The 19,031-nt window shown below is 64.3% G+C and carries 18 protein-coding genes and 1 tRNA gene; 8 read left to right on the top strand and 11 right to left on the bottom strand.

Annotated features, from left to right (window positions below):
* Window positions 1-40: 40 nt before the first annotated feature.
* Complete coding sequence (gene polA, locus QP413_RS00870; protein ID WP_284780113.1) at window positions 41-2,680, bottom strand: DNA polymerase I; 2,640 nt, start codon at window positions 2,678-2,680, stop codon at window positions 41-43.
* A gap of 69 nt (window positions 2,681-2,749) precedes the next feature.
* Between polA and QP413_RS00865 the strand changes: the two genes are divergently transcribed.
* Window positions 2,750-2,823: transfer RNA gene (locus QP413_RS00865), tRNA-Leu, on the top strand.
* 88 nt (window positions 2,824-2,911) lie between these two features.
* Here QP413_RS00865 and QP413_RS00860 read toward each other — a convergent pair.
* The 5 genes from QP413_RS00860 to QP413_RS00840 form a co-directional block, all read right to left on the bottom strand.
* Window positions 2,912-3,709, bottom strand: coding sequence for a metal ABC transporter permease (locus QP413_RS00860; protein ID WP_284780112.1), 798 nt, complete (start codon window positions 3,707-3,709; stop codon window positions 2,912-2,914).
* Window positions 3,702-4,538, bottom strand: coding sequence for a metal ABC transporter permease (locus QP413_RS00855; protein ID WP_070758112.1), 837 nt, complete (start codon window positions 4,536-4,538; stop codon window positions 3,702-3,704). The genes QP413_RS00860 and QP413_RS00855 overlap by 8 nt, the downstream gene beginning before the upstream one ends.
* Entirely contained in the window at window positions 4,528-5,208 is a 681-nt protein-coding gene (locus QP413_RS00850) for a metal ABC transporter ATP-binding protein (RefSeq protein WP_148811986.1), read from the bottom strand. Before QP413_RS00850 ends, QP413_RS00855 begins: the two co-directional genes overlap by 11 nt.
* Window positions 5,208-6,338, bottom strand: coding sequence for a metal ABC transporter substrate-binding protein (locus QP413_RS00845; protein ID WP_070758108.1), 1,131 nt, complete (start codon window positions 6,336-6,338; stop codon window positions 5,208-5,210). The genes QP413_RS00850 and QP413_RS00845 overlap by 1 nt, the downstream gene beginning before the upstream one ends.
* 225 nt (window positions 6,339-6,563) lie before the next feature.
* Complete coding sequence (locus QP413_RS00840) at window positions 6,564-7,562, bottom strand: NADP-dependent oxidoreductase (RefSeq protein WP_012360396.1); 999 nt, start codon at window positions 7,560-7,562, stop codon at window positions 6,564-6,566.
* A gap of 230 nt (window positions 7,563-7,792) precedes the next feature.
* On the opposite strand from QP413_RS00840, the gene QP413_RS00835 reads away from it, so the two are divergent.
* The 3 genes from QP413_RS00835 to QP413_RS00825 are packed head-to-tail and all read left to right on the top strand — an operon-like array spanning window position 7,793 to window position 10,335.
* Window positions 7,793-8,113 carry a ferrous iron transport protein A gene (locus tag QP413_RS00835; RefSeq protein ID WP_012360397.1) on the top strand — a complete coding sequence of 107 codons (321 nt, stop codon included), beginning with the start codon at window positions 7,793-7,795 and terminating at the stop codon, window positions 8,111-8,113.
* Between the two features lie 15 nt (window positions 8,114-8,128).
* Entirely contained in the window at window positions 8,129-10,063 is a 1,935-nt protein-coding gene (feoB, locus tag QP413_RS00830) for a ferrous iron transport protein B (protein ID WP_070761928.1), read from the top strand.
* Window positions 10,060-10,335 carry a MarR family transcriptional regulator gene (locus tag QP413_RS00825; RefSeq protein ID WP_284780109.1) on the top strand — a complete coding sequence of 92 codons (276 nt, stop codon included), beginning with the start codon at window positions 10,060-10,062 and terminating at the stop codon, window positions 10,333-10,335. The genes feoB and QP413_RS00825 overlap by 4 nt, the downstream gene beginning before the upstream one ends.
* Here the strand turns inward: QP413_RS00825 and QP413_RS00820 are convergent.
* From QP413_RS00820 to QP413_RS00805, 4 genes are read right to left on the bottom strand one after another with little or no spacing between them, the layout of a single operon-like run.
* Complete coding sequence (locus QP413_RS00820) at window positions 10,332-11,093, bottom strand: sulfite exporter TauE/SafE family protein (RefSeq protein ID WP_284780108.1); 762 nt, start codon at window positions 11,091-11,093, stop codon at window positions 10,332-10,334. The two genes, QP413_RS00825 and QP413_RS00820, sit on opposite strands and share 4 nt — an antisense overlap.
* 21 nt (window positions 11,094-11,114) lie before the next feature.
* Window positions 11,115-12,491, bottom strand: a complete 1,377-nt coding sequence (locus QP413_RS00815; protein WP_284780107.1) for a glycosyltransferase 87 family protein — start codon at window positions 12,489-12,491, stop codon at window positions 11,115-11,117.
* A complete protein-coding gene (locus QP413_RS00810; protein WP_070761925.1) occupies window positions 12,488-13,726 on the bottom strand; it encodes a glutaminase in 1,239 nt (412 codons plus the stop codon). Before QP413_RS00810 ends, QP413_RS00815 begins: the two co-directional genes overlap by 4 nt.
* On the bottom strand, window positions 13,723-14,256 hold the full coding sequence (locus tag QP413_RS00805) for a methylated-DNA--[protein]-cysteine S-methyltransferase (RefSeq protein ID WP_284780106.1): 534 nt from the start codon (window positions 14,254-14,256) through the stop codon (window positions 13,723-13,725). The genes QP413_RS00810 and QP413_RS00805 overlap by 4 nt, the downstream gene beginning before the upstream one ends.
* Before the next feature lie 47 nt (window positions 14,257-14,303).
* Between QP413_RS00805 and QP413_RS00800 the strand changes: the two genes are divergently transcribed.
* Genes QP413_RS00800 through QP413_RS00790 form a run of 3 tightly spaced genes read left to right on the top strand, consistent with a single transcriptional unit; the run spans window position 14,304 to window position 17,036 of the window.
* Complete coding sequence (locus QP413_RS00800; RefSeq protein ID WP_284759311.1) at window positions 14,304-15,311, top strand: ABC transporter substrate-binding protein; 1,008 nt, start codon at window positions 14,304-14,306, stop codon at window positions 15,309-15,311.
* A 19-nt stretch (window positions 15,312-15,330) separates the two neighbouring features.
* A complete protein-coding gene (locus QP413_RS00795; RefSeq protein ID WP_284780157.1) occupies window positions 15,331-16,275 on the top strand; it encodes an amino acid ABC transporter permease in 945 nt (314 codons plus the stop codon).
* Window positions 16,272-17,036, top strand: coding sequence for an amino acid ABC transporter ATP-binding protein (locus QP413_RS00790; RefSeq protein WP_070758094.1), 765 nt, complete (start codon window positions 16,272-16,274; stop codon window positions 17,034-17,036). Before QP413_RS00795 ends, QP413_RS00790 begins: the two co-directional genes overlap by 4 nt.
* Before the next feature lie 126 nt (window positions 17,037-17,162).
* On the opposite strand, the gene QP413_RS00785 is transcribed toward QP413_RS00790, so the two are convergent.
* Entirely contained in the window at window positions 17,163-17,543 is a 381-nt protein-coding gene (locus QP413_RS00785; protein ID WP_284780104.1) for a hypothetical protein, read from the bottom strand.
* A 49-nt stretch (window positions 17,544-17,592) separates the two neighbouring features.
* Here QP413_RS00785 and QP413_RS00780 point away from each other — a divergent pair, with 49 nt between their 5' ends.
* The gene (locus QP413_RS00780; RefSeq protein ID WP_070761921.1) at window positions 17,593-18,951 is read left to right on the top strand and encodes a DUF4921 family protein; all 1,359 of its coding nucleotides are present in this window, start codon (window positions 17,593-17,595) and stop codon (window positions 18,949-18,951) included.
* Window positions 18,952-19,031: the final 80 nt, after the last annotated feature.

Below are 19,031 nucleotides of genomic sequence, written 5' to 3'. Positions count from 1 at the left end.
GCGGCGCTGTGGCGGCGATGCTACAACGCTGGGGCGAAGGCTAGTGCCCGGCGAGATCCCAGTTCTCGCCGTGGCCTGCGGAGACATCCAGGGGGACCCGCAGGCTGGCTGCCGAATCCATGTTCTCCTCCAACAGCTGCTGGATCTGCTCGAGCTCACCGGGCGCGATCTCCAGCACGAGCTCATCATGGACCTGCAGCAGCACCCGGGACTTCAGATTCGCATTGCGCAGCGCGCGATCCACCCGCAGCATCGCGAGCTTGATGATGTCCGCAGCCGTACCCTGAATCGGCGCATTGAGGGCGGCACGCTCGGCATTCTCCCGAGCCACCCGGTTCGAGCTGGCCAGCTCCGGCAGGTAGCGGCGGCGACCGTAGAGCGTCTCTGTGTAACCGGTTTCCTTCGCCGCCTCGACGACCTTATCCAGGTAGCGCTTCACGCCGCCGAAACGGTCGAAGTAGTTTTCCATGATCCCCTTGGCCTCGCCCGGGCTGATGCCCAGCTGCTGGCTGAGTCCAAACGCGGAGAGCCCGTAGACCAGGCCATAGCTGAGGGCCTTGACGCGACGGCGTAGCTCCGGGGTGACCTCGTCCACGGGGACGTCGAACACTCGGGAGCCGACGTAGTTGTGCAGGTCCTCCCCCGCCCGGTAGGCCTCGATCAGACCTGCGTCCTCGGAAAGGTGCGCCATGACGCGCATCTCGATCTGCGAGTAGTCGGCGGTCAGCAGCGTCTCGTAGCCCTCTCCGACGCGGAACGCGGAACGGATCTTGCGGCCCGCTTCCGTGCGCACGGGGATGTTCTGCAGGTTCGGTTCCGAGGACGATAGTCGGCCGGTCGCCGCTCCCTTCTGGTTGAAGGTGGTGCGGATGCGGCCGTCGCCGTCGATGGCGTTGATGAGGCCGTCGATGGTGCTCTTCATCTTCTGGTACTCACGGTGCGCCATGAGGTGGTTGAGGAAGGGGTGTTCGGTCTGCTGCTGCAGCTTCTCCAGCTCCGCGGCAGCAGTTGAGTAGCCGGTCTTCGTCTTCTTGGTCTTCGGCAGGCCAAAGTCCTCGAAAAGTACCTTCTGCAGCTGCTTGGGGCTGGAGAGGTTGAGCTGATCGTCCTCGGCGAGTTCGCGGGCGGCGGTGACCTCGTCGGCGATCTGGGCTTCGTATTCGGCGGCGAGCTCCTCGAGGGCGGCCTTATCCACCTCGATGCCGTGGGCCTCCATCTCCGCCAGGATGTGGGTCAGGGGCACCTCCATGGAGAAGTAGAGCTCGGCCTGGCCGGCGTCCGTGAGCTCCTGGTTCATGATCCCGACCAGCTCGCGGACGGCCTGGGCACGCTCCAGGCTGCCCGAGTTCTCAGGCAGGTCGCGGCCCGCGTGGCGCTGCAGCACATCCCCCAGCGACCAGCTGCGCAGGTCCGGGCGGACGAGGTAGGCAGCCACGGAGGTGTCATGTTCCACCCCGTCGAGGGCGAAGCCCTGCTGCCGCAGTGCGTGGAAGCTCTGCTTGGAATCGTGGAACCACTTCGGCGCGCCCCGGTCGGCCAGCCAGGTGCGCAGCACCTGCTCGTCCTTCGCATCCAGAGCGGCAAGGTCAAGCCTTAGGCCTTTATTTTCGGCACTGAGCAGGCCGAGTGTCTCACCGTCAATGTCCACGGCGAGCGCCTCTGCGACCGCGTCACGCCCCTCCTGGTAGGCGGCGTTCTTCTTCAGCCAGTTGGCGAGCTTGCCGGGGGTCAGCTCCTCCTCGGTGACGGGGATGCTGGTGGTGTCCTCGAATTCCACCCCGAGGGTGCGGAAAGTGCGGTTGCGCAGCGTGTTGCCGAACTGCAGCTTCTCGAAGATCGCCAGCGCGTCGTTCGGGTCGATATCCGCCGGCTTCAGCGTGTCCAAGCTGTCCACCATGTCCAGGTCCCGGACCATCTCTGTGATCTTCCGGGCCAGCTGGACGTCGGCGACATAGGCGCGCAGGTTCTCGCCCACCTTGCCGCGGATGTCGTCCATGTTGTCGATGACGCCGTCCAGGGAACCGTACTTCTGGATCCACTTCTGGGCGGTCTTCGGTCCCACACCCGGCACGCCCGGCATGTTGTCCGAGGTATCGCCGCGAAGTGCCGCGAGATCCGGGTACTGCTTCGGGGTCACGCCGTACTTCTCTTCCACGGCCTCCGGGGTGAAGCGGTGGAGCTCGGAGACCCCGCGCAGGGTGTAGAGGACGGTGACGTCGTCCTCGACGAGCTGCAGGGAGTCGCGGTCACCGGTGCAGATGAGGGTGTTCATGCCCGCGTCATGCCCCTGGGTGGCCAGCGAGGCGATGATGTCGTCCGCCTCGTAGCTCTCCTTATCCAGGGTGGTGATGCCGAGTGCCTTCAGGGTCTCGCGGATCAGCTCGATCTGGCCCTTGAATTCCGGCGGCGTGGCTGGGCGCTGCGCCTTGTACTCGGGGAACTCCGCCTCCCGGAAGGTCGGGCCCGAAAGGTCAAAGGCGGCGGCGATGTGGGTGGGCTTTTCCTGTTCCACCAGCCCCAGGAACATCCCCAGGAATCCGTAGACGGCGTTGGTGTGCTGCCCGCCGGTCGTCGAGAAGTTCGCCGCCGGGAGGGCGTAGAACGCCCGGAAGGCAAGGGAATGCCCGTCGAGGAGGAGCAGGGTTTCTTCAGATTTACCACCGGTTGTCATGCCCGCCATCCTACTGAACCGCACCCCGCCCGCTGTTTTGTGCCCACCAGGGCGCTGCCGTATGCTTTGACCTATTGCGCCCCCGTAGCCCAATTGGCAGAGGCAACGGATTCAAAACCCGTCCAGTGTGAGTTCGAGTCTCACCGGGGGCACGTTTTAACCCCGCTGCGACCAGCATTAACGCCAGGTCGCAGCGGGGTTCTTCTTTTCCGCCACTTCCGCCGGGCAAGGCCAGGGTGGTTAGCGGAACAGCTTCAACAGCAGATATCCGACACCTGCACTCACCCCGATGCAGCCGCCGACCGAAAGATCCGCCCAGACACCAACACCGAGGCCAATGAGTCCCATCGCAACTCCAACCAGTGGCGCGGCGATGAGGAGGGTTCGAGTATTGGAGCACACTCCCACCAAGCCGGCGGCGGGCGCCACGAGCAGAGCGATCGAAAGGATCGTCCCGACGGCAGGGATGAGCGCCACCAGGGTGGCCACAATAAGCGCACTGATGATCCCTTGCGCAAACCTTCGATTGTGGGACACCCCGAATGCTTCAGGGTCGAAGGCGAAGAACACCAGCTTCCGCCAGCCACCCCACAGGATGAGCAGAGTGACTGCGAGCAGCCCGAGGGAAATTCCGATGTCCACCCAATCAACGTTGAGCACGCTACCAACCAGGAAGCTCTCGACCTTGACGGGCAGTGGTGCGAAAAACTTGTTGAGGAAATACCCCAGCGCGAATCCGGACGTCAGCACGATGCCAGCAGCGGCAGAGGGCGTTCCAAATTTCGAGAGTCCGAACAGGGCTCCGATGGGGATGCACATGAGTAATGCGCCGAGGAAAAGCAACGCCGAGATCCCCGCGAAGTTCAGACCGAGGGCAGCAGCCACGACCACTCCGAGGACTGCCCCGGGGAAGGTGGCGTGGGTGATGGCTTCGGCGAAGAAGACCTGCCTATTGAGCACAGCGAACACACCCACCAGCCCGGCGAGCATTCCGACGGCGATGACCTCGATGATGGGGAGCAGAAGAATATCAAGCATCGCGGCCCACCCCTACCTTCAGCCACCGCACCCCAAGGGCCAAGAAGTAGAAGCCGACGGCGGTGAGTGCGACCACTGCCTGCGGGGACACCGGTCCCAGTGGGACGAGGGCGAGGCCCACCACCCCACTCATGCAGCCGATGAGCACCGAGATCGGAACCATCGTGCGCACCCTCGTGGCCACTAACCGGGCTGCCGCACCGGGCACGATGAGGTAGCCAACCACCAGGAGTACTCCGACCGCACTGGCTGAAGACACGACGATGGCTGCAACAGCCACGTTGATCGCGATGTCAATGACCCACAAGTTGATTCCGCTGGCGGCCGCCGCGACGCGGTCGAAGGCAACAAAGACTTGCCGCCGCCACGTCACCGCGATCACCACGAGCGCTACAGCGCACACCAGCAGCGCGCTGTTGAGTCGGGAATCCGTGACCTCGAGGAGCCGGCCGAACATCAGCGCCTCCAATTGCCCCGATTGGTCACCCTTCTTCAGGGAAAGCACCACCCCTAGGGAAAAGAAGCTGGTGAGCACCACGGCCACCCCTGGTTCGGATAGCCGCGAGCGGGACACCACCGCCAGGAGCACAGCCACCACCAGAGCCAGCGCCGAGGCAGCCGGAATGATCATGTCGATCCCGCCGAACACTGCACCGGCGACGATGCCGGGGAAGATCGAATGCACCATCGCCTCAGCGTTGAACTCGAGGCTGCGCAGATTCACGATCACCCCCACCAGGCCGGAGACCAGTCCCAGTGCGAGCAGCAGCACCAGCGGGCGAAACATGAAGGGCGATACCCCCAGCGCGAGTGCTAGATCAACCCACATACAGCGGCACCACCTCGGCACTCGGCCCGAAGATCGGCTGCTCAGCAACGATGAGGGTGTAGTCACAGGCCCGTTCTGCCAGGACGAGATCGTGGGTAGAGGCGATGATCGCGGTGCCTTCTTCCTTCAGCTCTTCTAACAGGTCCAGCAGCATCTCTCGGTTCTGGGAGTCCAGTCCGTTGAATGGTTCATCGAGCAGAATGAGTTCGGTGCGCGCAACGACGGCTCGGGCAAGCAGAACCCGCTGCTGTTGCCCACCGGAGAGGCTGCCAAAGCGCACGTGCGCACGTTCCGCGAGTCCGACCTTTTCCAGGGCCTGGTAGACGCGCTTCTTCTTCCCTCCCAGCGGTTGGAAGGGACGAAGTTCCCGGAGCACGCCCATCGCGACGACGTCGAAGGCAGTGACGGGGAAGCTACGATCCAGGTCGGCGACCTGGGGCACGTAGGACAGGCGGGTGGCGTTGACGTCCAACTTTCCGCCGACAAGGCGTACCGCCCCCAGAATGCCGCGCAGCACGGTGGTCTTCCCGGAGCCGTTCGCCCCGATCAGCGCGAGCCCCTGACCAGCGTGGAGCCGGGCGTCGAGGTGCTGGACGACGGGCGGGCCACCGTAACTGAACGCGGCGTCCGAAAGCTCAACGATGGGCTGTCCGGAAGATGGAGTGGGCATTACTTCAGGCTCTCAGGAAGGTCGGCGAGCTTGCCATCCCAGGCCTCCACGAGGGTGGTGACGTTGTGAATGATCGAGGAAATGTAGGTCTCGCCAGCCGAGCCCGCAGGGCCCAGGGAGTCACCGTAGAGGGCATCGTCGCCGACGACCGCCTTCACGCCGGCTGCCTTGGCGATGGCTTCGATGGACTTCGAGTTATTGGAATTCTCCGCGAACAGGGCGGTAGCTCCGGACTTCCGCACGGTCTCAGCTGCCTTGCGAATGTGGTCGGCGGTGGCGTCCTGCTGGTCGCTGAAGTCGGAGAGCGCGGCGCCGATGAAGTCGATACCGTACTCCTTGGAGAGGTAGCCGAATGCATCGTGGCTGGTGAACAGGATCGGGTCCTTCACCGTCGCGAAGGACTCGCGTGTCCACTCGTCCAGGTCGTCGAGCTTATCCTGGTAGCTCTTCACACCCTCGGAGATCGCCTTCTTCATCGCTTCGTCGCCGCGCTCATCGGCAATCTTCTCCAGCGCGTAGCCGATGTTCGCCACCTGGACCTTCGCGTTCTTCGGGGAGGTCCAGACGTGCGGGTCGTAGGTGAACTCCGGCTCCTCGCCTGGTTCCTCCGGTGGGAATGGCCAGGGCGCGACGTCCACCTGCTCGATCCCGCGGTCGATCTTGTAGTCACCGTTGTCGGCGTCCTCGATCTGCTTCGGCTTCTCCTTCACGTCAGAAGCGGTGAGCACGCCGGTGGTGACCAGCATGTTGCCCTTGAATCCGGAGGATTCGATCGCGTTGGAGAGGAAGTGTTCCAAGTCGACGCCGTTGACGAGCAGGAGTTCTGCTTCCGAGGTCGCCTTGAGCTGCTCGTGGGTCATCTCGAGCTCGTGAGCGCTCGCATTGGGCGCCAGCAGGCAGGTGAGATCAACCTCGGAGAGGTCCATCTGCTTGACGTAATCGCAAATCTGGGTGGTAGACGCGACGACCTTGATCTGGTCATCGCTGCCGGACGGCTCGCCTTCACTGCTGCAGGCCACCAGGCTGGCGCCAGCAAGAGCGAGCCCGATGCCTGCGGTTAGCGCACGCGCGAATGGGCGGCGGAGGCGCGCGGCTGGGCTTTCGGCGGAGGGTGTTGAAGCTGGGGACATGGGTATGAGTTCCTTCCCGACGAGGTTTTGGCTCCCTGTCATCAGGCAGCCACAATTAAGCAAGGCAACCCTAAGTCGATCGCAAAGAGTTAGTCAAACCCCCAGTATAATGGCACTGTTTTCCATTAATGCTATCTCCGCTGCTGCGCCCACTCCACCGTTCCGAACCCCAAGCGACGGACTCCGCCCTCGCAGGGGGGTATCGCAGCTTCGCCCCTCCTACCGCTACATTTGCACGACCATCTTCCCGGTATTGCCGCCGGTGAACAGCTCCAGGAAAGCCCCAGGCATAGCCTCAATGCCATGACGGGTCGTGACGTCGTACCGAACCTCTCCGCTGGCGATCAGTGGCGCCATCCGCTCCCGGAACTCCCCTGCTACGTCGAGGTACTGCCCCAGCACAAAGCCACGCAGGGTGAGACACTTGCCGATCGCCAACGCAAGGTTTCGCGGCGCGGTCGGCGGCTGTGTGTCGTTGTATTGGGCAATCGCACCACACATCGCAACACGGCCGAAGGTATTCATGCGAGCAATGGCTGCCTCCAGGTGATCGCCGCCGACGTTATCGAAGTAGACGTCGATCCCCTCGGGCGCGGCCTGGCGCAGCTGCCCCGCGAGGTCGCCCTCCCGGTAGTTGATGGCCGCGTCGAAGCCGAGCTCCTTGAGTCGGGCAACCTTTTCCTCGCTGCCTGCCGATCCGATCACGCGGGAAGCGCCCAGGTGGCGGGCGAACTGCCCCACCGCAGACCCCACGGCACCGGCCGCACCGGAGACGAAAACCACGTCCCCTTCCTTGATCTCCGCGATGCGGGTCAGCCCCACGTAGGCGGTCAGTCCGGTGAGGCCAAGGATGCCGAGATAGGCCGCCGCTGGGGCGACATTCAGATCGACTGGCTTAGCCTGCCCCTCATCGACGATGGCGATATCCTGCCAGCCCAGCGGATGGGAAACGGTATCGCCGACCTGGAATTTCTCCGACCGGGATTCGCGAACCACACCCACTGCCCCGCCGGTCATCGGCTTGTTGAGATCGAAGGGCGGGATGTACGACTTGACGTCGTTCATCCGGCCGCGCATGTACGGATCGACCGTGTTGACGGTGTTCTCGACGAGGATCTGTCCCTCAGCTAGGTCTGGGAGCTCGACCTGCTCGAGGCGGAAGTTCTCCATCGTCGGGGTTCCTGTCGGTCGGGAAGCGAGAACCCATTGTTTCGCGGTAACCATGGCACGTTGTCCTCTCTGTTGATTTTCGTGACGCCCACGGTACTCGCCCGAGAGATTTCACCGCTGCCTCTAAAACCATCTCCTTTCGGTATTGCCCCCACACATAAACGAGCGCTAAGGTTAGCCTTAGTAAAGATCACTTAGGGTTGACTAAGTCGCCAGGCCATCTCATGGATGATCAGCGACGAACAGCCCCCACGCTTCCCGAGCAGAACTGAGACCACCTACCCATGAAGCTCCTCCCCATCGCCAGAAAGCCCCGCGCAGCAGCATGCCAGGACAGCCCTTGCGGATCTGGCTCCTGCCTACGCGGCGACCAGGTACCCGCCGACACCTGCGCGCTCCTGCCCGAGTGCTGCCTACAGCGTGTCATCGCTCAGCAACCCGCGCTCGCTACTCGCTTACTCGAACTGGGATTCCGCCCGGGCACGAAAATCCGGGTGGGTGGCACGGTGGCTGGTGGTGCCCGCGTGGTCACCATCGGCAATGCCCACTACGCAGTGGATCATCACACCCTGCGCCAGCTGGACGTCGTCATCACTGCGGCATAAAGGATCGAAAAGAGAATGACGAAGGATCACAGCACCCCGGTGAGCTGCCACGGCGCCCCAGCAATGGCGGTAGCTGCTGCAGGTTCGCCGGTCATCACGCTAGTGGGCGCCCCCAACTCCGGTAAGTCCACCCTCTTCAACGCGCTGACCGGCGCGAAAGTGCAGACCGGAAACTGGCCCGGCACCTCCGTGGAGATCAGCCGGGGCCTCTGGCACATCGGTGACACCCCCATCGACCTGATCGACTTGCCCGGCGCGTACTCCCTGGACCCGCTGAGCCCGGACGAGGCCTTCACCCGTGAGATGTTGGTGGACTGCCCGGCCGATGAACGCCCCGACGTGGTCGTCGTCCTGATCGACGCGACTGCTCCGGCGCGTGGGCTGAACCTGGCTTTTCAGGTTGCTGAGCACCCATACCGTGTGGTGCTGGCGGTGACCAAACAGGATGTCGCCGCTGACCAGGGCATTCACATTGACCTTGAGTCACTGGCTAAAGCGGTGGGGATGCCGGTGGTTGCTGTGAATGGGCGCCGGCGGGAGAATCTCGGCGGCCTGCGGGATGCCGTCACGCGAGCACTAGCGACTGAGCCCGCGGTGGTGCGTCCGGATACCGACCTGGAGCGCCGTTTCGCGGATCTGGATGCGGCGGAGAAAGCTGCGGTGCAGCGTGCGGAGGTAGGGCCGAGCATCAGTGAGCGGATCGACCGGGTGGCTTTGCACCCTGTGCTGGGCCCCGTTCTGTTCCTTGCTGTGATGTGGGCAGTCTTCATGATCACCACAAAGGTGGCCGCACCGCTGCAGGACGGCCTGGAGGGCTTCATTATGGGCCCGGTCTCCGATGCCGCCCGGTCCGGATTGGAAGCCGTCGGCGCGGCTCACTGGTTGGTCACCGGCCTGCTGGTTGATGGGCTGATCGGCGGGGTGGGCATGGTGCTGACCTTCGCCCCGCTGATGGCGCTGATGTTTCTGTGCCTGGCCGTACTGGAGGACTCCGGCTATATGGCTCGTGCCGCGGTGGTGACTGACCGGGTGATGCGGGCGATCGGGCTGCCGGGCAAGGCCTTCATCCCGATCGTGGTGGGTTATGGCTGTAATGTGCCGGCAATCTCCGCCACTCGTGTGCTGGGGGATGTGCGCCACCGGATCTTGACGTGTCTATTGATTCCCTTCACGTCCTGCTCTGCGCGCTTGGTTGTTTTCATGATGCTGGCTCAGGTCTTCTTCCCGGCTCACGCGGGCTCAGCCGTGTTCGCAATGTATGTTCTTTCCATTTTGTTGGTCATTGTGTGCGGTCTTGCGCTACGGCACACGCTGTGGCGGTCAATGCCCTCGGAGGCGCTGGTAATTGACCTTCCGACGTATCAGCTGCCCACCTTCCGCCTTTCTCTATCGGTGATGTGGACCCGGTTGAAGGGATTCCTGCAGACCGCGGGGGGCATCATCGTCGCGACGGTGGTTGTCATTTGGCTGCTGATGTCCATCCCAGTAAGTGGCCAGCCATTCACCGAGGAGGGGCCGACCCCGCAGGATTCCGCATATGGGCTGGTCTCCGAGGCCATGGCCCCCGTGTTCGCCCCAGCCGGATTTGGTTCCTGGTCGCTGACGGGCCCGCTGGTAACGGGCTTCGTGGCCAAAGAGGCGCTGATCTCCACGTGGGCGCAGACCTACGCGGTGGAGGACGTCACCGACGCTGATCCGGAGACGCAGGCGGATTCTCCGCTGGCGCGCAACATCCGTGCGGACTTCGATGAGGCCTCGGGTGGGCACGGGCTGGCTGCGGTCTGGGCCTATATGGTGTTCCTCCTGGCCTATACCCCGTGCGTGGCGACGATCGCTGCCCAACGCCGCGAGATCGGCTGGAAATGGACGCTGCTCGGTTTCGGGCTTCAGCTGGCGGTCGCGTGGTTGCTGGCCGTAGGAACCTTCCAAGTGTTGAAGGTGTTCCTATGACGCCGATGACGCCACAAGCCAAGGTCGCAGAGGCTATCACCCGCGGGGTGACCCGGCCGGTGGACATCGCGCTGGAAACGGGTCTGGGGCAGGGCACCGTTGAGGTGATCATGACGCACATGGAACGCAGTGCGCAGCTAGTGCGGGAGCCCATTGGGGGATGCCCGAGCACCGGCTGCGACCGCTGCCCGCAATCCAGGGGCTGTTCGGGGGCGTCGGGGAACCGCGGGCCAGTGTTGCTCAAGCTGAGCTCTCCCCCGCGGCACGACTAGCCGCCGAAGGTCTGCATCGCTCCGCGAAGCATCACAACGCCTGCCCCCAGTGTCGCCATGATCAACGAGAGCTTGTGGGCGCATTCGAGCGAAATGTAGCGGGAAAGTTTCGAGCCCGTAGCGATGCCGACCACCAGGGCCACGAGGCACAGCGGCCAGAGCACGATGGGTGCTGTGGCGAAGATCGACTGCTCAGCACCCAGTTCCTTAAACAGCAGCGAGAGAGCCCCGGAAACGAAGAACAGCGGCTGCAGCGTGGCGGCGAAGGTGCGAGTCGGCCACCGTGAGACCTGGGCGTAGACCGTGATCGCAGGCCCGGCGATACCCGCCAAGGTGTTCATGAAACCGCCGGCCACCCCAGCCGCGACGGCGTATTGGGGCCCATCAACCCTCGCGCGCTCCGGTAGCCGCGAGGTCACCAGTAGGGCGAGGAGCACCAGGGCACCGACGATCATCTGGAGCGGCCCCAGTGGCGTATTGTGCACCACCCAGGTGCCGGGGAGCGCCCCGAGCGCCATGACGGGTCCAATGAGCCAGAAGTTCCGCCAGTCGATGTTCTCCCACACGGAGGCGGATTGCATGACGGCGTTGACGGTTGCGACCACGTTGATGACGAGCACTCCCGTCACGGGGCCTGCGACCAGCGCCACAACGGGCGCGCCGAGTAGCCCCAGCCCCATCCCGGAGATCCGCTGCATCATCGCGCCGACGAAGATCGCCGCGAGGATGCACACGAAAGCCACGATGGTCAGTTCCATGTGTAGGCAGTCTACTGCCAGCTAGGACGTCGCCACCTCAGCACCCGGGGCCCCAGCGCCCGGGGCCTCAGCGCTCGGCGTTCCTGTATCCGGTGTCTCACTGCCCGGCGCGGCGGCCCGCTCCCCTTCAGTAACGCTGGGCTCGCTCTCCTCACCCCGGTGCGCACGCGCCATGACGACCGGCCACCAGAGCACGACCGCGGCCAGAACCAGCAGCACCATGCCCCACAGCACATAACCCATGGCCAAGGGTCCGGGCCAGCGCACCTGGTGCCACAGCCCCATCGCCGGGGCGATATGGCGGGTGATGAAAGGTACCGCGCACACCCCCACTGCCAGAATCGCCAGCAGCGTCCCCCACCACCGGGGCACCCATGTGATCACCTGGTCAGCCACGCAGAGCAGCACCGGGATCACCCAGACCCAGTGGTGCATCCAGGAAAACGGCGAGACCATCACCAACGCGACACCGGCAAACCCCAGCTCAGCGGTGCGGTGATCCTGCTTGTGCGCCTGCCACAGCACGGCGATAGTCACGCCGAGGATGAGTACGCAGCCCAGCGCCCAGAAGAGCTTGCTCTCCGTGTGGAAGGTGCGCTCCAGCACCACTCCCAGAGACTGGGCGCCGGGGTTGATCGCCTCACCGACCCGTGAGGAGTCGAGCATCTTCTCGGCCCAGTACGTGCCGGCGTCTTTGACGAAGAGAAAGCCGATGCCCACCGTCACGAAGAAAGCGGCGACCGAGCGGGCGAGCGCCCACCACTGCCGCCGGACGATGAATACCAGCCAGAAGAACGCGGGCACGAGCTTGATGCCCGCCGCGATCCCCGTCGCAATCCCGATATCGCTGCGCCACCGATTGGCTGGGGACCGCAGCACGTCCGCTGCTACCAATGCCATGAGCAGCAGGTTGATCTGGCCGAAGAAGAAGCCCTCCCGGATCGGGACGAGCGCGAAACTCGCGATACCGAGCAGGGTGGCAAATCCCACTGTCGCCCCGCTCACGCGGTAGCCACGCTCGGCAATGATTGCCACGAGGATGATGAGCAACAGCAGGAAGGCACCGAACTGCCATAACACTGCCCCCACTACTGCGGGGACGTGCGAGAATGCGCTAAACAACCACGCCGAGAACGGCGGATAGGTAAAAGGCAGCTTGCCCACGAGCCCGCCGGTGTAGACGTCCTGACCCTGCTGCACCAGTGCTCCGCCTCGTCGGTAGACGATGAAGTCGATGGGAACGCGGAACAGGGAGGCTTTCGAGCTGAGCATCTGCTGGCTGAGCTCGGTTCGCGCCACGACGAAAATCGCGGCGATGACGGCGAGGTAGGCCCACGGCTTACCGGGTAAGCGCTTGGACTGGTGTTGCACGGGCTGGGCCGTGGGCTGCGGAGTCATGACAATTCAGGGAAAAGCTTTCGGGGGTCTTTGAGGATAACGTTGCGGCCCGCGGTGCGCAGGCCCTGGAAGCCCTGGACGACCATGCGTCGGCCAATGTCATTAACCGAAGCGACCTCGGAGAGATCGAACACCACCCGGTCGGCGAGTTTTTCTTCTTGAAGAATAGTACGCCACGCGTTCTCCGCAGCCGCAAAATCAATGATTCCTTGGAGTTCGATAGTGGTGGTGCGACCATCCGGCCCGTCCTCGCGGGTGATGATGTCGCGCACCGCCGTATCGCCGCGCTGGCGCAGGCCCATCAGGTGCAGGCTCATGTCTTCCGAGAGACGGTGGAAAGTTTTTACACCGCGCACCGAGTTTCCCGTCTTATCCAATCGCGGCGAGAACGTGGCCAGCCCCATCACGCCGGGCAGCGTGCCCATGATGCCACCGGAGACACCGGACTTCGCGGGGATGCCGACCACGGACATCCACCGGCCCGCGAGGTTGTACATCCCGGCAGAAGACATCACCGCCTGCACCTGTCGGGAGACCAGCGAGGAGACCACGCGCTTGCCCGTCAGCGGCTGGATTCCCCCGCTCGCCAACGTCGCGGCCATCACCGCCAGGTCCCGCACCGTGACCTTGACGGAGCACTGTTGGGTATAGCTCTCCACCGCGTCGTGGGCCATGTCCTCGATGATCCCGTGGCTGCGGAGCATGTGCGCAATGGAGAGGTTGCGGTCCGCGACCTCCAGCTCGGAGTCGCAGACGACGTAGTCGATCTCCAGGTCCCGGCCCGCCAGCTCGCTCAGGAACTGCCGGATCACCTCGGTGCGCTCCTCGACAGTAGAGTCCTCGCCGTTGATGAGCTGGTTAACCGCGATGGCGCCCGCGTTGATCATCGGGTTCATTGGCCGGTTGCTGCCCGGGTCGAGGCTGAGCTCGTTGAAGGCCTCACCCGAGGGCTCCATGCCCACTGTGGCGCGCACCTTCTTCAGCCCCCGCTCCTGGATCGCCGCGGCATAGACGAAGGGCTTGGACGCGGACTGGATCGTGAACTCCAGCTCGTCGTCGCCTTCGTTGAGACCCGCGCTATAGACGGCGCCGTCGGTGGTGGCCAGCGCGACCGCGAACGGCTCCGGGTCGGCGGTCGCCAGCTCCGGGATGTAGTCCGCGACCTCGCCACCGTCGGAGTCCTTCAGGTCCTCCAGGATTTCCTGCAGGTACCCATGCACCATGTGGCGTTTCATAGACTTACTCCTTCGCGGGTCAATAATTCGATCTTGCGCTCCAGGCCACCGCCGAAACCTGTGAGGGACCCGTCGGCCCCCACCACGCGGTGGCACGGCACGAGAATGCTGATGGGGTTGCGGCCCACGGCCTGACCCACTGGCCGTGCCGCCTTCGGCCGCCCAATGCTACGCGCTACCTCCTGATAACTACGTGTCTGCCCCACCGGAATGCGCCGCAGTTCCTGCCACACAGCCTGCTGCATCGCGGTACCAGACGGAGCCAGCGGCAGGTCCCGGGCCTCGTCCAGGGCCGCAACGTCGCCGTCGAAGAAGCGGGCCAGAATGCTCGCAGCACTCCCGAGAACCGCATCGGACGCAGCAGGGACCTTCCTGACCTCGGTGAGATCCGGAATCCTGTCAGGCTGATCGAACCAGCAACCGATCAGATTCTCCCCATCCGCGATGAGCCATAGCCTGCCCACCGGGGACCCCAGGACAGCGTAACGGCGACCCGCATCGGCCCCACCGGAAGAAAAGCTGGCATCCATAGCATCCGATATTAAGCGCCAGCTGGTCATCCGTTAATATTGCCCGCATGAACAATCACCCGAAACACCGGTCTGCTGTGGCGGCGATCCTCGCCACGGCAGCCCTCGTCCTCACCGGGTGCGTAACTAATGAAGAGCTCGGCAACCCCGATGGTTGGGAGGAGATCCTCCCCCCGGCCAAACCGGAGCTGGTCGCCATGGTGCCCCAGAAGTTCCAGGACAAGGGCACCCTGTCGGCAGCCGCGAACGCCCCGTACGCCCCCAATGAGTTCAAGGACTCGCAGGGCAAGATCATCGGATTCGAGATGGATCTGGTTCGGGCGGCTGGTTCGAAGCTGGGCCTCGATGTCGTTCCGCGCCAGATGGACTTCAACCTCATTCTGCCCGCAGTCTCCGCCGGCACCATCGACGTCGGCGCGTCGGCCTTCACCGATACCGAGGAACGCCAGAAGACCTACGATTTCGTGGACTTCTTCAGCGCCGGTATCGCCTGGGCAACCCAGCCAGGCCGGGAAAAGAGCATTGACCCGGACAATGCCTGCGGCTTGACCGTCGCGGTGCAGAAGGGCACCTACTCGGACACGGACGAGGTCGAGGAGAAGAGCCAGGCCTGCGTCGAGGATGGAAAGCCAGCGATCGACAAGCTGGTCTACCCCACCGCCGATGCCGCCGCGACCGCCACGATCCTCAAGCGCGCCGATGCCTATAGCTCGGATTCCTCCGTCATCGCCTACGCGATCCAGCGCTCGGAGGACAAGCTCGTCCAGATCGGCGACGCCTTCGACACCGCCCCATTTGGCTGGGCCTTCCCGAAGGGTTCCGAGCTGGGCCACGCCTTCGCCGCGGCCCTGCAGGACATGATGGACGATGGCACCTATGAGAAGATCCTCGAGCCCTGGGGGCTGGAGGAAGGCGCCCTGGACGAGGTGACCTTCAACCTGAAGCCACTGCCCCAGGCCCGCCAGCGACACAACCAGCTGCCCGCCGCCACCGGCAACCGCAAGCGCCGGGGCACCAACCGCACGATGAACAGGAGGCGCCGTGAGCACCGCTAACAACAGCTCCCGGACAACCGTGATTTCCGACGAGCCACGCCGCCGGCCGTCGTCCAATAAGGCAGTCCCGCTGCGCCACCCCGGCCGCTGGATCACCGCCGCCGTACTCGTGATCCTGCTGGCGTGGTTCCTCATCAGCGCCGCGGGCAACGAAGCTTATGGCTGGGACACCTACCGGCAGTACATCTTCGACACGCGCATCGCCGTCGCCGCAGGCCACACCATCTTGCTGACGGTACTAGCCATGATCCTCGGCGTGGTGCTGGGCTCCATCATCGCCGTGCTGCGCATGTCCCCCAACGGCGTGCTGCGCGGCGTGTCCTGGCTGTTCCTGTGGGTCTTCCGTGGCACCCCGGTTTACGTGCAGCTGATGTTCTGGGGCCTGCTGGGCTCGATCTACCAGGTCGTCAACATCGGCATCGCGGAGATCGACATGCAGGACTTCCTGTCCAACATGTTCTGGCTCGCCGTCATCGGCCTGGGTCTCAACGAGGCCGCCTACATGGCCGAGATCGTCCGCGCGGGCATCCAGGCCGTCCCAGAGGGCCAGTCCGAGGCCTCCAAGGCTCTCGGCATGACCTGGTGGCAGAACATGCGCCGCACGGTGCTGCCGCAGGCAATGCGCATCATCATCCCGCCGACCGGCAACGAGCTGATCAGCATGCTGAAGACGACCTCCCTGGTCATCGTGGTGCCGTACTCCGGCGAGCTCTTCGGCAAGGCGACGGACATCTCCAACAGCATCTTCCAGCCGGTCCCGCTGCTGCTGGTGGCGGCCAGCTGGTACTTGGTGATCACCAGCGTGCTGATGGTGGGCCAGCACTACCTGGAGCGCTACTTCTCGCGCGGGTCCTCCCGCCAGCTGACTTCCCGCCAGCTCGCCGCCTTCACCGATGCGGAAGGCGTGCCGCCGCGCAATATTTCCATCAAGGACGACGACAGCGTTACGGAGAATGATCGATGAACGTCCCCATGATTGCTTTCCGCGATGTGTGGAAGAACTACGGCCGCCTCGACGTGCTCAAGGGCATCGACCTTGAGATCCCTAAGGGGTCGGTGACCTGCCTGATCGGACCCTCGGGATCCGGTAAGTCCACGCTGTTGCGTTGCGTCAACCACCTGGAGAAGGTCACCGCTGGCCGGATCGAGGTCGATGGCGAGCTCATCGGCTACCAGGAAAAAAACGGCACCCTGTACGAGATCTCGGAAGCAGCGGCAGCCAAGCAGCGCCGCGGCATCGGGATGGTCTTCCAACACTTCAACCTCTTCCCCCACCGCACGGTGCTCGAGAACATCATCGAGGCTCCGGTGCTGGTCAACGGCGAGGACAAGGAAACCGCCACCGGTTACGCCATGACCCTGTTGGAGCAGGTCGGGCTGGCCAACAAGCGGGACGCGTACCCGGTGCAGCTCTCCGGTGGTCAGCAGCAGCGCGTGGCCATCGCGCGCGCCCTGGCGATGCGCCCGAAGTTGATGCTCTTCGACGAGCCAACCTCCGCCCTGGACCCGGAGCTCGTCGGCGAGGTGCTGGGCGTCATGCGCTCCCTGGCTGACGACGGGATGACGATGCTGGTCGTCACCCACGAGATGGGTTTTGCCCGCGAGGTCGCCGACGAGGTGGCCTTCATGGACGGCGGCGTGATCGTGGAGAAGGGCCCTGCCGAGGACCTCATCAATAACCCCCAGCACCCCCGCACCCAGGAGTTCCTCTCCAGCCTGCTTTAGGCGCGAGAGGCTTCGCTAGGCACGAGCGCTCATTCGCTTTCGGGGTGTGCTCCCCGCGGGTGAGCGCTCTAGCATTCTTGGGCGACGGGGTGAGCGCTCCAAACATGGTTTTCTACAGCCTGGCCGCTACGGGGCGACCTCGAGGTGCCACGGCACCCGCGGGGTGCCCGGGTCGTCCTTCACCTCACGCAGCAGCGGCTCGGCGGGCTCATCTTCAATCACGGTGAGCAGGTGTGCGAACTGCATCGCCAGCCCGGAAATCGACCCGCCCTCGTAGTTCGCGACGGCGACGTCCAGGGTGGTCCCGGAGGTCGGGTCGTCCTCCGAGGTCTCCCCGAAGAGCTCCACCCAGGTGGTCTCCAGCTCGGGGTCGGGGGTCAGGCCGGTCTTCACCGCCAGTTCCGCGTCGAGGCGGGGCCCGAAAGAGTCGATGAAGGTGCGGAAATCCTGCTCGATCTCGTCGCGCTGGGCAGCGGTGGACAAGATCCTAAAACTAATCTTTGGCATGCGCCCAAGTATGGCAGCTTTACTGATTGATTAGCTAGGATCGGCAGGTGTGATTGCTAATTCAGGACGCATCCCGGCCCCGGTTCCCCCGCTGACGACGCTCCCCGACGGGACGATCAAGCAGGTCAATCCTTTCTCCGGCACCGAGGTGTGGACTGTCCCCGGCCGTGGTCACCGCCCCATGGAGCCCTATCAGCTGGCCAAGGAGCCCATCGCTGACCGCGACCGGGCCAGCGACTTCGGCATCGCCCGCAAGCTCGACACTCCCCCGGAAAAGGCCCGCATGGTCCGGGACATCAATGGCGAGGTCCGCATCGACCGCGGCGTCGTCGCCAGCAAGCTGGAGGACAGCGAACCGCTCTTCCGTCGCGTGGCGAACCTCTACGAGATCCTCACCTACGACTACTGGGCGCTGAACTACGGCTACCGCATGAACCCCGCCGCGGCGAAGCACATGACCGACTACCTCAGAGAGGAAGCCGGCTGCGAGCACGTCGAGAACATCCTGCGCGTCAAACTCGCCGCGGCAGGCACCCCGAAGGCGGAGATCGACGAGCTGTTCACCGAGGAGCGCCGCTACCAAACGCTCCACGAGATGGGTGCGGCACTCTTCGCCGGTGGCCACGACGTCGTCATCGCGCGCGACCACTACGTCCCCGGGGCGACAACGACGGACCAGCTGGCGTCCTCCGGCGAGATGAGCTGGGAGGACCACCGCCTGTTCATCGAGTTCACGGTCGACGGGATGGACCAGCTCTACCGCGCGAACCGCTACGTCCGCTACGTCGCGGCCTTCCAGAACTGGCTGGAACCCTCCGGTGCCACGATGGAGCACCTGCACAAGCAGCTCGTGGCCATTGACGAGCACGGGCTGCAGAACGACTGGGAGATCTCCCTGGTCCGCAACAACCCGAATATGTACAACGAGTGGGCCGTGGACTATGCCGCCCGCCACAACCTCGTCTTCGCCGAAAACGAGCACGCCATCGCCTTCGCCGGCTTCGGGCACCGCTGGCCGACCCTGGAGGTCTTCTCCAAGTCCGCCACCACCGAGCCGTGGCTGATGACTCCGGAGGAGCGCGCGGGTGTCGCGGATCTCGTGCACGCCTGCCACATCGCCAGCGGCCCTTCCATCCCCTGCAACGAGGAGTGGCTGCACCGGCCGATGGACGTAGACGTGCCGATGCCGTGGCGCATCGTCATCAAGTGGCGCGTCTCCACCCTCGCGGGCTTCGAGGGCGGCACGAAGATCTACATCAACACCATCACCCCGCAGGAGCTTTGCGAGCTGGTGTTGCACCGCCTGGAGGCCGCACAGGCCGCGGGGCGCCTGGCGCCGGGAATCAAGCTCGGCGAGGACATCGAGCACGCCCCCAACAAGCTGAAGTACAACCCGGCGATCCGCTAGCAGCGGGCAGCACCGCTACCTCGCAGGTGCCGCGCCGCAGTCACGCACGGCTGAAGGCTGAACGCTGAAGAAAGGAAGTT

The organism is Corynebacterium sp. UMB4614 (assembly GCF_030217065.1).
GTDB lineage: Bacteria > Actinomycetota > Actinomycetes > Mycobacteriales > Mycobacteriaceae > Corynebacterium.
Note: the sequence above shows the minus strand (reverse complement) of the source record. Positions and strands in the feature narration are given on the sequence as shown.

What these genes read in the sequence shown, in the direction of transcription:
- polA (WP_284780113.1), bottom strand. Translation starts at nt 2,680, where the DNA reads ATGGCGGGCATGACAACCGGTGGTAAATCTGAAGAAACCCTGCTCCTC.
- QP413_RS00860 (WP_284780112.1), bottom strand. Translation starts at nt 3,709, where the DNA reads ATGCTTGATATTCTTCTGCTCCCCATCATCGAGGTCATCGCCGTCGGA.
- QP413_RS00855 (WP_070758112.1), bottom strand. Translation starts at nt 4,538, where the DNA reads ATGTGGGTTGATCTAGCACTCGCGCTGGGGGTATCGCCCTTCATGTTT.
- QP413_RS00850 (WP_148811986.1), bottom strand. Translation starts at nt 5,208, where the DNA reads ATGCCCACTCCATCTTCCGGACAGCCCATCGTTGAGCTTTCGGACGCC.
- QP413_RS00845 (WP_070758108.1), bottom strand. Translation starts at nt 6,338, where the DNA reads ATGTCCCCAGCTTCAACACCCTCCGCCGAAAGCCCAGCCGCGCGCCTC.
- QP413_RS00840 (WP_012360396.1), bottom strand. Translation starts at nt 7,562, where the DNA reads ATGGTTACCGCGAAACAATGGGTTCTCGCTTCCCGACCGACAGGAACC.
- QP413_RS00835 (WP_012360397.1), top strand. Translation starts at nt 7,793, where the DNA reads ATGAAGCTCCTCCCCATCGCCAGAAAGCCCCGCGCAGCAGCATGCCAG.
- feoB (WP_070761928.1), top strand. Translation starts at nt 8,129, where the DNA reads ATGACGAAGGATCACAGCACCCCGGTGAGCTGCCACGGCGCCCCAGCA.
- QP413_RS00825 (WP_284780109.1), top strand. Translation starts at nt 10,060, where the DNA reads ATGACGCCGATGACGCCACAAGCCAAGGTCGCAGAGGCTATCACCCGC.
- QP413_RS00820 (WP_284780108.1), bottom strand. Translation starts at nt 11,093, where the DNA reads ATGGAACTGACCATCGTGGCTTTCGTGTGCATCCTCGCGGCGATCTTC.
- QP413_RS00815 (WP_284780107.1), bottom strand. Translation starts at nt 12,491, where the DNA reads ATGACTCCGCAGCCCACGGCCCAGCCCGTGCAACACCAGTCCAAGCGC.
- QP413_RS00810 (WP_070761925.1), bottom strand. Translation starts at nt 13,726, where the DNA reads ATGAAACGCCACATGGTGCATGGGTACCTGCAGGAAATCCTGGAGGAC.
- QP413_RS00805 (WP_284780106.1), bottom strand. Translation starts at nt 14,256, where the DNA reads ATGGATGCCAGCTTTTCTTCCGGTGGGGCCGATGCGGGTCGCCGTTAC.
- QP413_RS00800 (WP_284759311.1), top strand. Translation starts at nt 14,304, where the DNA reads ATGAACAATCACCCGAAACACCGGTCTGCTGTGGCGGCGATCCTCGCC.
- QP413_RS00790 (WP_070758094.1), top strand. Translation starts at nt 16,272, where the DNA reads ATGAACGTCCCCATGATTGCTTTCCGCGATGTGTGGAAGAACTACGGC.
- QP413_RS00785 (WP_284780104.1), bottom strand. Translation starts at nt 17,543, where the DNA reads ATGCCAAAGATTAGTTTTAGGATCTTGTCCACCGCTGCCCAGCGCGAC.